This window comes from Micromonospora sp. bgisy143 (genome assembly GCF_057708145.1).
The window spans coordinates 15,046-27,785 of sequence record NZ_JBYIRN010000040.1; the positions used below are offsets into that span (position 1 = coordinate 15,046).

General features: G+C 73.6%; 12 protein-coding genes and 1 riboswitch. Of the genes, 4 read left to right on the forward strand and 8 right to left on the reverse strand.

What is annotated here, in order from left to right; genetic code table 11:
- Positions 1 to 12: 12 nt before the first annotated feature.
- Both surE and AC3EN4_RS29750 read right to left on the reverse strand, forming a co-directional pair.
- Complete coding sequence (surE, locus tag AC3EN4_RS29745; protein WP_435209646.1) at positions 13 to 840, reverse strand: 5'/3'-nucleotidase SurE; 828 nt, start codon at positions 838 to 840, stop codon at positions 13 to 15.
- A complete protein-coding gene (locus AC3EN4_RS29750; RefSeq protein WP_435209648.1) occupies positions 837 to 1,814 on the reverse strand; it encodes a PfkB family carbohydrate kinase in 978 nt (325 codons plus the stop codon). Before AC3EN4_RS29750 ends, surE begins: the two co-directional genes overlap by 4 nt.
- A gap of 171 nt (positions 1,815 to 1,985) precedes the next feature.
- Between AC3EN4_RS29750 and AC3EN4_RS29755 the strand changes: the two genes are divergently transcribed.
- Complete coding sequence (locus AC3EN4_RS29755; RefSeq protein ID WP_435209650.1) at positions 1,986 to 2,438, forward strand: SRPBCC family protein; 453 nt, start codon at positions 1,986 to 1,988, stop codon at positions 2,436 to 2,438.
- Between the two features lie 268 nt (positions 2,439 to 2,706).
- Here the strand turns inward: AC3EN4_RS29755 and AC3EN4_RS29760 are convergent, their stop codons facing one another.
- The 5 genes from AC3EN4_RS29760 to AC3EN4_RS29780 form a co-directional block, all read right to left on the reverse strand.
- Positions 2,707 to 3,255, reverse strand: coding sequence for a hypothetical protein (locus tag AC3EN4_RS29760; RefSeq protein ID WP_422736299.1), 549 nt, complete (start codon positions 3,253 to 3,255; stop codon positions 2,707 to 2,709).
- Between the two features lie 90 nt (positions 3,256 to 3,345).
- The gene (locus AC3EN4_RS29765) at positions 3,346 to 4,413 is read right to left on the reverse strand and encodes a coiled-coil domain-containing protein (protein ID WP_435209652.1); all 1,068 of its coding nucleotides are present in this window, start codon (positions 4,411 to 4,413) and stop codon (positions 3,346 to 3,348) included.
- A gap of 5 nt (positions 4,414 to 4,418) precedes the next feature.
- Positions 4,419 to 4,550: riboswitch (cyclic di-AMP (ydaO/yuaA leader) on the reverse strand.
- 108 nt (positions 4,551 to 4,658) lie between these two features.
- Entirely contained in the window at positions 4,659 to 5,576 is a 918-nt protein-coding gene (locus tag AC3EN4_RS29770) for a cation diffusion facilitator family transporter (protein ID WP_435209654.1), read from the reverse strand.
- A 108-nt stretch (positions 5,577 to 5,684) separates the two neighbouring features.
- Positions 5,685 to 7,802 (reverse strand): HelD family protein, encoded by a 2,118-nt coding sequence (locus tag AC3EN4_RS29775; protein ID WP_435209656.1) that lies wholly within the window; start codon positions 7,800 to 7,802, stop codon positions 5,685 to 5,687.
- Between the two features lie 107 nt (positions 7,803 to 7,909).
- Positions 7,910 to 8,887: an alpha/beta fold hydrolase gene (locus tag AC3EN4_RS29780; RefSeq protein ID WP_435209658.1), complete on the reverse strand. Its 978-nt coding sequence runs from the start codon at positions 8,885 to 8,887 to the stop codon at positions 7,910 to 7,912.
- Positions 8,888 to 9,034: 147 nt separating this feature from the next.
- On the opposite strand from AC3EN4_RS29780, the gene AC3EN4_RS29785 reads away from it, so the two are divergent.
- Positions 9,035 to 9,694, forward strand: coding sequence for a carbonic anhydrase (locus tag AC3EN4_RS29785; protein WP_435209660.1), 660 nt, complete (start codon positions 9,035 to 9,037; stop codon positions 9,692 to 9,694).
- 63 nt (positions 9,695 to 9,757) lie between these two features.
- Here the strand turns inward: AC3EN4_RS29785 and AC3EN4_RS29790 are convergent, their stop codons facing one another.
- The gene (locus AC3EN4_RS29790; protein WP_422736294.1) at positions 9,758 to 10,087 is read right to left on the reverse strand and encodes a hypothetical protein; all 330 of its coding nucleotides are present in this window, start codon (positions 10,085 to 10,087) and stop codon (positions 9,758 to 9,760) included.
- A 308-nt stretch (positions 10,088 to 10,395) separates the two neighbouring features.
- Here AC3EN4_RS29790 and AC3EN4_RS29795 point away from each other — a divergent pair, with 308 nt between their 5' ends.
- Positions 10,396 to 10,887, forward strand: coding sequence for a DUF3145 domain-containing protein (locus AC3EN4_RS29795; protein ID WP_007463525.1), 492 nt, complete (start codon positions 10,396 to 10,398; stop codon positions 10,885 to 10,887).
- Positions 10,888 to 10,983: 96 nt separating this feature from the next.
- A complete protein-coding gene (locus tag AC3EN4_RS29800; RefSeq protein WP_435209663.1) occupies positions 10,984 to 12,717 on the forward strand; it encodes a glycoside hydrolase family 3 protein in 1,734 nt (577 codons plus the stop codon).
- Positions 12,718 to 12,740: the final 23 nt, after the last annotated feature.

Here is a 12,740-nt window from a genome sequence, read left to right on the forward strand (position 1 = left end):
CCCGCACCGCCGTCAGGGCTGCCCGTCCAGACCGGTCAGGTCCACGTCGGTCACCTCGGTGACCGCCCGGATGGCCGTGACCGACGCGTACCCGGCGGCCAGCAGCGCCACGTCGGTGCCGGGCTGCGGGGCCTCCCCGGGCTCCTCCAACGAGGTACGCACGAAGCCGTGCCCCGACTCCGCCACCGTCATCTGCACCTGGCCGAAGCTGGCCAGCGCGCCACGGCGTACCCCGTGCAGCCGCTCGTGCGGCAGGTCAGGGGCGTTGACGTTGAGCACGCTCTCCGGCGGCGCGGCGGTCAGCCGGGGGAGCAGGTCCAGGGCCACCCGTGCGGCGGTGCTCCAGTGTCGCTCGGCGTCGCGTACCCGGCCGGCGGCGTCCACGGCGGCGCCACCGCTGGCGGCCGTCGCCTCGCCCGCGCTCAGCACGTCCAGCGAGACCGCCATGGCCCGGCACCCGTTCGAGGCCGCGGTGAACGCGGCGCCCACCGTGCCCGAGTGCAGCACGGCGCGGCCGGCGTTGGCACCCCGGTTGATGCCCGACAGCACCACCGCCGGCGGCGGGCCGAACGCGCCGTGCAGCGCGATCAACGTGATGAAACCCGGCGAGCCGCCGACCCCGTACGCGGGCACGTCCGGCAGGTCGGGCAGCGGGTGCCGGTTCACCACCACCCGGCCGTCGCGCTCGACGGCGCTCATCGCGGCGCTGGTGCCGCTGGCCTCCTCCAGGGGTGCCGCAACCACCACGTCCAGCCCGCGCCGGGTGGCCGCGAGGGCCAACGCCTGGATGCCGGGTGCGCCGATCCCGTCGTCGTTGGTGACGAGCACCCGCAGTGTCATCGCTCGACCACCCGGTCGGCCAACTCGTCGGGGGTGGTCCGCTCCTGCTGTCGACTGTCCGCCGGGACGAGTCGGACCCGTTCCACCAGGCCGGTGATCGAGTCCATCCGTCCGGTGCCCAGCCCGTGCCGGGTGACGTTCAGCGCGCCCGCCGCCGCGCCGGTGCGGATGGCCGTCCGGATGTCGCCGCCCCGGGCGATGACGGCCGCCACGCCAGCGGTCATCGAGTCGCCCGCTCCACGCGGGTCGGCGGCCTCCAGCCGGGGCATCTCCACCTCGAAGAGTTCCCCGTCGACAAGCGCCAGCGCCGGTTGGTCGGCGCGGCTCACCACCACGGTCTCGGCGCCGGCGGCGTGCAGGTCGTACATCGCCCGGGTCAGCTCCGGGCCGCTGCCGTCGCGGGCGCGACCGTCCCGGATCAGCTCCTCGTGGCTCACCCTTAGGAAGAACACGCCGCTGTCCAGCACCGCGCCGAGGTGGTCACCGGAGAGGTCGACCACCACCCGGCTGCCGTTGGCGCCCAGGTCGGCGGCGAAACGCCGGTACAGGTCGGCCGGCACGAGCCACGGCGCGTTCGGGCCACTGAGGACGCTCACCTCGGCGCGCAGCCCTTCGCCGAGCGCCAGGTTGTACAACTCGTCCAACTCGTGGCGGCTCAGGCGGTCCCCGGGCACGTCCACGACCTCCTGCCGGGAGCCGCCGCGCCGATCGTGCACGTACGCACCGCTGCCCGAGTCGCGTACCACGACCTTCAGGTCCACTCCCTCGCTGACCAGCAGTGGCTCCAACACCTGGCCGATCTCGCCGCCGAGCGCGGCGCAGAGCACCACGTCGACCCCGAGGGACAGCACCATGCGGGCCTGCCAGACGCCCTGACCGCCGGGGTGCAGGTGCAGTTCGGGCTGGTCGCTCGGCTGGTCCACGGTCACCGTCAGCTGCGGTGTCGGGGCGAAGACTATCACATGCCCGCTCACCGGTCGGCACCGTCCATTTCTCCACCCTCCGTCACAGGCGGTGATTTCCCATCAGCCGACCGTAGTGGGAACGCTGCGCGAATGCCGGGACAACGCACGGTGTACGTCCGGCCGTTGCCAGCCCGGGCGGGGTACGGGACGATCGTGCGACCAGCGACGTCGGGAGACGGTGTGCTCAGCAGCGATACCTTCAGCTACACGGTCCAGGCCCGCTGCTCAGTCGCCGAGGCGGCCGCGTTGTTGAGCGACCTGACCCGTCAGGGTGAGCTGCATCCCCTGATCGTGCGGGTCCGTGAGGTGACGCCGCGCCCGGGCGCCCGCGCCAGCTACACGATCAACGACAGGCTGGCCGCCGGCCCACTGCGCTTCCGCACCACGTACCACGCGGACGTGCTGGTCAGCGAACCGGACGAGATCGTCACCGTGGCCCGCCAGTGGCCCGCCACCACGGTCCGCAACCACACCCGGCTGCGCGCTGAGCCGGACGGGCTGGTCCGCATCGACGTCGACATCACCCTGCGCGCCCCGACCCCGCTGTTCCGGTACGCCTTCCGGCAGGCCCGCGCCGCCCACCTCGCCCTGGCCGCGCGCCTCGGCGCGGCCCTCGACACTCTGGCCTCCTGATCGCGCAACCCGTCGCAGGCAGACGATCGACGCGGCCCCCGGGCCCGGTCTGGCGTGGCCCGGTCTGGCGTGGCCCGACCCGACCCGGATGCCTGAGCATGACCCTTTGCTCTGCTTCAACGGACGCAACGGTTCGCGCCGCTTCATGTTGCGTCGGTTGAAGCAGAGCAAAGGACGTGCGCACCCTCCCGGCACCCGGCGTGCGGCCGTCGTGATCAGGCGAGTATCTCGCCGGTGAGCAGCCGGATCGTGATGGCGACGGCGTTGCTCACCGCGTCATCGCGCGATCATGCCCGGTGCTGCCAGCGCGAGGAGTTTGCGTCGCGGCTCGTGCGGCCCCGGTGCGGCGGGGTCGCGCAGATCGGCGTCCCCAGGGCTTGTACGTCGACAGCACCGTCGCGATGATCATGAGGCTGGTCGACACCGCGGGCGCGATCACCAGGTCGGCGCGGTCCCGCGCGGGTAGGGCGGCGCCCAGCGCGGCCGCGTGCCGCAGGTTCGGGGTGAGCAGGAACAGCACCAGCCCGACCATCACCGTCGTGATCACCAGCTTGATCACCACCCACCGGTAGCGCAGCAGGCCCCAGGGGGTGAGCAGCGCGCTGGCGACACCGACGAGCCACACGAGCACGCTCAGCGGCGCGAAGAGCACGGTGCCGACGAGTCCGGCGACCGGGTAGACCACGGCCGGATCGGCGCCGCGCTGGGCCGCGATGCCGAGGGTGAGCAGCACCAGGTCGGCTCCGAGCCAGCCGAGGGAGGTGACCAGGTGCAGGGTGAGCAGGGCCTTGCGGGTGGTGGGCGCGATTCGCGGCATACCCCGAATGCTGCCGACCCGACCCGGCGCCGTCGTCCGACCGCCGACGACGTCCGGGGTACGCCCGCTGACGTACCCCGGACGTCCGGGTCAGTACACCGACAGGTGTACGTGGTTGGTGTGGTCGCTGGAGGGGTCGCCGTTCCCCCCGCTGTACGCCTTCCAGCCGCTGCTGGGCAGCCAGATCTGCTTGAACCAGATCACGTAGAGCACCGCGAGCCGGTCGGCGTTGCGGATGAAGTACGCGGCCAGGTTGTTGCCGTACGTCTTGTCCCCGCCGCTGGCGACCCCGCCGAAGCCGCCCTTCTGCGCGGCGAAGTCGCAGGCCCGGCCCTTGGGGTGCTCGCCCGAGCCGCCGTTGCGGTGACAGGAGACGTACCGGGTGAAGCCGGCGGCCTTGGCCTGGTTGAGCGCGTGCAGCGTGCGGGGGGTGATGCAGCCGCTGGCCGGGGTCGGGTCGTTGACGCTGCACGACTCGGACGGCCAGGAGCCGTCGGAGTTGCGGGGGGCGGGCTGGGCGTTGGCGGTGGAGGTGCCCCGGTTGGAGCCGGTGTCGGCGGCGGTGGTGCGGGCCTTGTCGTTGGCGACGGTCAGGGCCCGCTCGGCCTGCTCCTTGCGCTTGGCCATCACCTCGACCTGCTTACGCTGTTCCCGGATCTCGCCGTCCAGGGCGACGCGGGTGCGGTTCGCCTCGTCCCGGGTGGCGTGCAGGTCGCGCAGTACCCGGTCCTCGTTGGCGGCCACCACGTCGAGGGCGGCCGCCCGGTCCATGAAGCCCTCGGGGGTGTTGCTGTTGAGCAGGGCCGAGACGGTGCTGAGTCGACCGGTGCGGTACGCCACGCCGGCGATCTCGCCGACCTTGCCGTTGCGCACGGTCATCTCGGCCTCGGTGTTCTTGAGCTTGACCGCGAGTTGCTGCTGCCGCTGGACGGAGGTGTCCAGGGCGCGCTTCGCGTCCAGGTAGCCCTTGCTGGCGGCCTCGAGTTGGGCCCGCAGCGCGGGGGTGCCGCCCTCCTCGTCACCGTCCGGTGCCATCGCGGCCCGCAGGCCGCCGGGGGGAGCGGCGCTGGCGGCGCCGACCGGGAGCGCGACGCCGAGGGTGACCATCATGACGATCAGTGCCGCCAGTCGGGCGGCCAGAGGTCGTGCTGGTGCCACTACGCATGTCCTTCCGTCAGCCGCCGACCGGGTTAGCTGACGGGTTCGGGACGGAAGATCCCTACCGCTGACGCGGATGCACCCCAGGAACATGGTTCCCCGGTTCGCCCTGTCGGGCGATTAGGCGGCGGCCGCCACCGGCGCCGGGAGGCGCCGCCGGGTGGTGGCCGGGACAGAGCCTACCGGTGCTGGTGGGGTCTGTGCAGCCGATGTGACGGACGGTGCGGGCGTGGTGACGCAGACGCTCACCACTCGACGGAACCGCACGCCCCCGGGGCGGCCCCGGGCTCGGTCTGCAACGTGGCGTGTTCGATGCGGAAGTCGTCCCGCAGGGCGGTGCGCGCCGCGGTGAGCACCGCGCCGACCTCCGCGCCGGGCGCCATGGTCAGGTGCGCGGAGGCCACCTCCATGCCCGAGGTGAGCGTCCAGACGTGCAGGTCGTGCACCTCGACCACGCCGGGCACCGCGGCCAGCCGGTCGTGCACGGCGGTGACCTGGAGGTGTTCCGGGGCGGCCTGCACGAGGATGCGTACGGCGGCACGCCCCAGCCGCCAGGTGCGCGGCAGGATGAACACGCCGATGGCGACCGCGACCAGCGGGTCGGCCCACCACCAGTCGGTGACCGTGATGAGCAGCGCCGCGCCGATCACGCCGAGCGAGCCGAGCAGGTCGCCCAGCACCTCCAGGTAGGCGCCCTGGAGGTTGATGCTCTCCCGGGCGCCGGCGCGCAGCAGCGCGAACGCGATCACGTTCGCGAGCAGGCCGAGGACGGCCACCGTGAGCATCGGCCCGCTGAGCACCTCGTGCGGGTCGCCGAACCGGCCGATCGCCTCGATCACCACGTAGACCGCCACGCCGGAGAGCAGCACGGCGTTGGCCAGCGCGGCGAGCACCTCGAGGCGGTAGAGCCCGAACGTGCGCTGCGGATCGCCGGTGGCCCGTCGGGTGGCGGTGATCGCGGCGAGCGCCATCCCGATGCCGAGCACGTCGGTGAACATGTGCCCGGCGTCGGAGAGCAGGGCCAGCGAGCCGGTGTGGAAGGCGGCCACCGCCTCGACCACCATCAGGGTGGCGAGCAGCCCGAAGGCGGCCCAGAGCCGTCCCCGGTGCTGGTGGGCGGCGTTGGCGACCGACGCGTGGTGGTGGTCATGTCCTGCTCCCACGAAACCCACCCTCCGACGCCGCCCGGGACCGGGTCAAATGTATGCTCACATCGCTATGTGTGCAACTGTACGGGCGGCCCCGTCCGACCGGTACCGCCAACGCGACGGTCAGCCGGTCGGGTCGATGGTGGTGAGCCGCTGGGTGGCGCGCGAGAGCGCCACGTAGAGCGTGCGGACCCCGGAGCCCGGATCGGCCCGGATCTCGCTCGGGGCGACCAGCACCACCCCGTCGTACTCCATGCCCTTGGCCTCCAGGCTGGTCACCACCTGCAAGCGCGCCGCGGCGAGCGCGCCGAGCCAACCGGCGACCTCGTCGCGGCGGGTGACCGGCGTGATCACCCCGACCGTGCCGTCGACCTCGCCCAGCAGGCCGGTGGCCGCCTCCATCACCGTGGCCCGGAGCCTGGCGGGCGGCACCACCAGCTCGACCGGGTCGACACCGGTGGAGCGGACGGCCGTCGGCAGGGACAGATCCGGGTAGAGCCGGCGGATCTCCGCCGCCGCCACCGCGAAGATCTCCGCCGAGTTGCGGTAGTTGGTGGTGAGCGTGAACTCGTGCCGTTTGCGCCGGCCCAGCGCCTGGTCACGGGACCGGGTCAGCTCCTCGGGGTCGCCGGTCCACGCGGTCTGCGCCGGGTCGCCCACCACCGTCCACGAGGCCAACCGCCCGCGCCGACCGATCATCCGCCACTGCATCGGCGAGACGTCCTGCGCCTCGTCGACCACCACGTGCGCGTACTCCCGGTAGTCCTCCGGCCGCTCCCGGGCCGCCGCGCGGGCGGCCCGCTGCCGGTCGGCCGCGGTGCTCAGCTCACGGACGCCGCCCGCGAGCTGGAACGGGTCGCGCCGGGCACGCGCCGGTTTCACCGGCTTGCCGAGCAGCGCGTCCAGCTCGTCGAGCAGCGCCACGTCCGCGATGGTCAGGCCCTCGCTCTCCAGACTCTGGTACGCCGTGCCGAGCAGTCGGATCTCCGCACCGGAGAGGATCCCCCCGGCGTACCGGCGCAGCCGGTCCGGTCGGGCCAGCCAGCCGAGCACGTGCCGGGGGTGCAGGCGTGGCCACCAGGCCTTGAGGAACTCGCGGAACTCCGGCCGCTCCGCGATCTCGTCCTCGAAGGCCCGCTGCTCGGGCAGCCGGCTGATGTTCACCCGCCGGGCCTGCGCCCACAGCGCGGCGAAGACACCGTCGAAGCCGGCGCGACGCACCTCGTTGCGCCGGGCGCCCCGGTGCAGCGCGCGGTCCCGGATCGCGTCCAGCTCGCGGCGGTCCAACCGCAGCAGCCCGCCCCGGTAGAGCAACCGCAGCTCACCCGGTGCCCCCGGGGCCGCGTCACGGGCCGCCCGCTCCAGCACCCGGCGCATCCGCAGCGAGCCCTTCACCGCCGCCACCTCGGGCGGATCGGTGCGGGTGGCCGTCATCCCCGGGAACAGGGTGCCCAGCGAGTGCAGGGTCGCCGTGTCCTCGCCCAGCGACGGCAACACCGAGGCGATGTACTCGACGAAGACGGTCGACGGGCCGACCACCAGGATGCCGCCGCCGGCGTACCGACTGCGGTCGGAGTAGAGCAGGAAGGCCGCCCGGTGCAGGGCGACCGCGGTCTTCCCGGTGCCCGGGCCGCCCGCGACGATCGTCACCCCGGAGCCGGGCGAGCGGATCGCCTCGTCCTGCTCCCGCTGGATGGTCGCCACGATGTCGCGCATGCCCCGGCCGGTAGCCCGGGAGAGGGTGGCCAGCAGCGCGCCGTCCCCGACCACCGTCATCCCCTCCGGCGCGGCGTCCGGATCGAGCAGGTCGTCCTCGATCCGGGTGACCCGCTCCCGCTGGGACTGGATCGTACGGCGGCGCACCACCCCCAGCGGCTGGGCGGGGGTGGCCTGGTAGAACGCCGACGCGGCCGGTGCCCGCCAGTCGACGACAAGCGTGGTGGCGTCCTCGTCCCGGATGCCGAGCCGTCCGACGTGCAGCACCTGCCGGTCGCGCAGGTCCAGGCGGCCGAAGACCAGCCCCTCGTGCTCGGCGTCGAGGGTGTGCCGCCGCTGTGCCGCGTGGAACACCATCGCGTCGCGTTCGACGAGCGCGCCGTACGTGCCCACCCGCGCCATCCGGTAGCCGTCCCGCTCGGCGCGCACCGCCGACTGCCGCAGCTCGGCCAGTCGGGCGTACACCCGGTCGAGGTGCCGTTGCTCGACGGCGATCTCCTGCTCCAGGGCGGTCTGGTCGGTCAACGCACGCTCCTTCGATGTCGCCGGCAAGCGGCGCGAACCGCGCGGGCCAACCGCAGAAGGGTACGGCCCCCGACCCGACCCGCCGCGCCCGAGGTGCGCGAACGTGCTCAGCGACCCGCGGCGACGGCGCTCACGTCCGGCGCGGACGGCGGCGGCGCGGCGCTCGCGTCGGGCCCGGGCGGCGACGGCGTGGCGTACACCCGGCCCAGGACGCCGGTCAGGGCCGCGTTCACCTCGTCCGGGCGCTCCATCATCAGCATGTGGCCGGCGCCGGGGCAGACGGTCAGCTCGGTGGCCGGCAGGACGGCGGCGATCGACTCGGCGCACGGCGGCGGGGTCAGCCGGTCCCGGTCCCCGACCAGGGCGGCGGCCGGCAGGTGCGCGAGGGCGGCGAGGGTGTCCAGCCGGTGCTGGGCGCCGATCGAGGCCCGGAAACCGCCGATCGAGCGCAGCGAGGCACGGGCCACCGCCGACGTGACCAGGCGGATGTCGGCAGGGTCGCAGCGGTCGCCGAAGAGCATCCACCGGATGCTCGGTCGCAGCGCGTTGAGTAGCGCCCGGGGCGCCCGCCAGGATCCGCAGCGGGCCAGCACGCCGGCGCCGGTCGTCTCGGCGAGCCGGATCAGCCGGGCGATCCGCGGCGACAGCCCGTAGACGGTGTGCGTGTGCCCCTCCGCGGTGGTCGAGACGAAGACCAGGCCGGCCGTACGGGCGGTGAAGTGCTGCCGGTGGCGGTGCGCGTACTCCATGATCGTCATGCCGCCCATCGAGTGCCCGACCAGGACCACCCGGCCGGTCGGGGCGATCGTGTCGAGGACGGCGGCCAGGTCGTCGCCGAGCTGGGCCAGGGTGGCCGTGGGCAGCGCCATGCAGCTCGACCGGCCGTGGCCCCGCGCGTCGTAGGTGACCACCCGCAGCGCGTCGCCGAACGACGACGTGAGCGCGTCGAGCTGCCGGTGCCAGCTCCGCCCGTCCAGCGTCCAGCCGTGCAGCAGGACCGCGGTCACCGGGGCGTCCGCGGGACCGGCGGTCTCGACGTGCAGCCGTACGCCGTCGGGCATACCGACCTCGAACCGCTTCGGCATCGCCACCTCCCAGGGTCGCCCAGGCACCACCCGCACCGGGATACCCGGCGGTAACACCGGCTACCCGCCCTGACAGCACGCCAATCGTCCCGGCGGAACATTCCCGACCCGGCCCGCGCCGGTGCGCGGCGGGCCAGGCTGGACGGCATGGAGCCGGCGCAGGGGAGTCCGGATCCGCCCACGGGTGGGTCCGAGGGGTGGGGACGCCAGGCCGGCGGTACGCCCCGGAACGCGTTGGCCGCGCTGCTCGGTGGCAACCGGCGGTTCGTCAGCGGCCAACCGATCCACGGGCACGACGTCACCGCTGCCGCGGCGGCCTCCTCCGGGGACCAGCAGCCGTACGCGGTGGTCCTCGGCTGCATCGACTCACGGGTGCCGCTGGAGGCGATCTTCGACCAGACCTTCGGGGCGATCTGCGTGATCCGTACCGGCGGGCACGTGCTCGACCGCGCGGTGTGCGGCTCCATCGAGTACGTGGTGGGTCAGCTCGGCGTGCCGCTGGTCATGGTGCTCGGCCACGAACGCTGTGGGGCGGTCGGCGCGACCGTGGACGCGCTGCGCACGGGGGAGCGACCGGGCGGCTCGCTGGCCCACCTGGTCGACGAGATCGCCCCGGCGGTCATCGAGGTGGGGCTCGACGATCCGGAGGTGCATCCTCTGGCGATCCGCCGGCATGTCCGGCGTACGGTCCACACGCTGCGCGCGGACGACCTGCTGGCCGAGCCCGTGGCCGCCGGCCGGGTCGCGGTGGTCGGCGGTCTCTACGACCTGCGCACCGGCGAGGTCGCCCTGCTCGAGCCGTGCTGAGAAACGAACGACCGCCCGCCGGGATATCCCGGCGGGCGGTCGGTGATGCGGTGGGGGAGGGGCTCAGCCCTCGAAGACGCCGGCCGCGACCAGACGCTTCTCGGTGGCCTCCCAGCCGTCGTTCGGGTGAACGGTGGCCAGGTTGTTGATCTCCGCCCGGATCTTGGCGGCGTGGCCGGCGGCGGCCAGCGTCCGGATCTCCTCGACGAAGGCGTCGGAGTCGGTACGCAGGTGCGCGGTCTTGCCGTTGGTCAGGTTACGCACGTAGGCGTGCTTGCCGCCGTTGAGCGGGATGAGGTACTTGAACTCGCCCAGCACGCTGAGGGCGCCACCCTGGCCAGCCTGGCCGGCCCGGACTGACGCGCGCGCGGTCTTAGAGGTGTTGCTCGCCACGGAGGTACTCCTTGCAAGACGTACGGGAGGACTGGAACGTCCGGGGGCTGTGTGCGGGTGACACTGCGTCGGCCCGCAGAGGTGTAACGCGGCAGAAGCCGCCGATGGAACTGTACAGGACCACGACATCAGGCTGGTCGTCGCGGTGTCCTGTGAGGCAACGGAGACCACCCGTCCGGCTATTCCGGGAGGCGTTTTTTCCGATTCCCTGGCGCACCATCCGTCACAGCAGTCATCATGTGTTCCAGCAACCACTCGGGTGGACGAGGTCGTAGGGGAAGACGCACCTCGCTCTCCGGGAGGTCACCGTGCCAACGCGTGGCGTCGTATACGTCCACTCGACCCCGCTCGCCGTGTGCTCGCACGTCGAGTGGGCGATCGCGCGCGTCCTAGCCGCGCCGGTCAACCTGCAGTGGACGGCTCAGCCCGTCGACCCCGGCGCCCGCCGGGCCGAGTGCGGGTGGACCGGCCGTCCAGGGACGGGCGCCGAGCTGGCTGCTGCCCTCCGGCAGTGGCCCATGATCCGTTTCGAGGTCACCGAGGAGCCGAGTCCGGGCGCCGACGGTGAGCGTTTCATGTACGTGCCCGCCCGTGGCCTGTTCCGGGCCACCGTCGGCGCGGCCGGTGACATCCAGCTCGGCGAGGACCGGCTGCGGGCCCTGATGGCCTCCGCCCGGGCCCCGGAGGCGTTGTCGCACGCCCTCGACAAGGCGCTGGGCACCGCGTGGGACGCTGACCTGGAGCCCTACCGGTACGCCGGTGATGGCGCTCCGGTGACGTTGCTCACCCGGGTCGGCTGATGGCGGGGCCCTCCGCGCCGCCCACCTGCGAGTCGCGTCACCCGTACGGCGGCGACCGGTAAGGTCAAGTTGCCCCGATAAGGGGGAACTGGTGGGATGGTCGGCGTGCCGATTCGCCCGCGACACGCCGGTGTCGCCGTCGCCGCCCTGACCGCGCTGCTCGTCTCCGGCTGCTCGGGTACCCCGGACCGTCCCGATCCGACGCCCGGCCCGACCGGCACGTCGGCGGCGCCGAGCGCTCCCGCCTCGCCGTCGACCGACGACCCGGCCGCCCGGGCCGCCGCGCTGGTCGCGACGCTCTCCGACGAGGACCTGGTCGGGCAGGTGCTCATGCCGTACGCGTACGGCGACTCGGCCACGAAGGTCTCCGCCGGCTCGGCGGCCGGCAACCAGGCGCTCGCCGGTGTCGACACCCCCGCCGAGATGATCGCCAAGTACCGCCTCGGCGGCCTGATCCTGGTCGGCTTCAGCGCCGACGACCCCACCAAGGGCAACCAGGAGACCACGAACGTCGACAACCCGAAGCAGGTCCACGACCTGACCACCGGGCTGCGCGCGGCCGCCGGGCGGCTGACCGCCGGCCCGGCGCCCTTCCTGGTCGGCACCGATCAGGAGTACGGCGTGGTCACCCGCGTCACCGACGGGGTCACCATCCTTCCCAGTGCCCTCGCCGCGGGCGCGGCCGGTGACCCGAAGCTGACCGAGGCGGCCTGGCGGGCCGCCGGCGCGGAACTCGCCGCCATGGGCATCAACATCGACTTCGCCCCGGTGGCCGACGTGCTGGCCACCCGCAGCACGGTGATCGGCTCCCGGTCGTACGGCGCCGACCCGAAGATCGCGGCCGCGCAGGTCGGCGGCGCGGTCCGGGGCCTACAGGCCAGCGGGGTGGCGGCCACCCTGAAGCACTTCCCGGGGCACGGCCACAGCGCGGACGACTCGCACAAGGACCTGCCGGTGCTCACCCAGTCCGAAGCGGCGTTGCGGAGCGGCGCGTGGCCGCCGTTCAGCGCCGGGTTCGACGCGGGCGCCATGGCCGTGATGTCCGGCCACCTCGACGCGCAGGCCATCGACCCCGGCACCCCGGCGACCTTCTCGCACAAGCTGCTCACCGACGTGCTGCGCGGTCAGCTCGGCTTCAAGGGTGTGGTGATCACCGACGGGATGAACATGCCGCCGGCGAAGCGCTGGGCGCCCGGCGAGGCCGCCGTCCGCGCGTTGAACGCGGGCAACGACCTGATCCTCATGACCCCGAACGTCGGTCAGGCGTACGACGGGCTGCTCGCCGCCCTGCGCGGCGGGTCGCTGCCCCGGGCCCGGCTCGTCGACGCGGTCACCCGGATCCTGACCATGAAGTTCCGGCTGGCGGCGGCCCCCACCGAGCCGATGTCCACGCTCAACACCCCGGCGCACCGGGCGGCGGCGGACGCGCTGGCCGCCGGAGCGGTCACCGTGTTGCGCGGGGCCTGCGGCGGCGCGGTACCCGGCCCCGTCACCGTCACCTCCTCCGGCGGACGGGACGGCACCCGGGCCACGCTCACCGCCGCGCTGAAAGCGGCCGGGGTGACCGTGAAGCCGAGCGGCGGGACGGTGGTGCACCTGGTCGGCTACGGCGACGGCGAGAAGGACCTGAGCGCCGACGCGGCGGTCACCGTCGCCATGGACACCCCGTACGTGCTGGCCAAGGCCACGTCGCCGACGCTGCTGGCCACGTACTCCTCCAGCCGGGCGTCGATGACCGCGCTCGCCGCCGTGCTGGCCGGCAAGGCCCGCCCGGGCGGCCGGTCACCGGTGGCCGTGCCCGGCCTGCCGGCCACCACCTGCAAGAGCTGACGGCACCGGGGATCCGCCCGGAT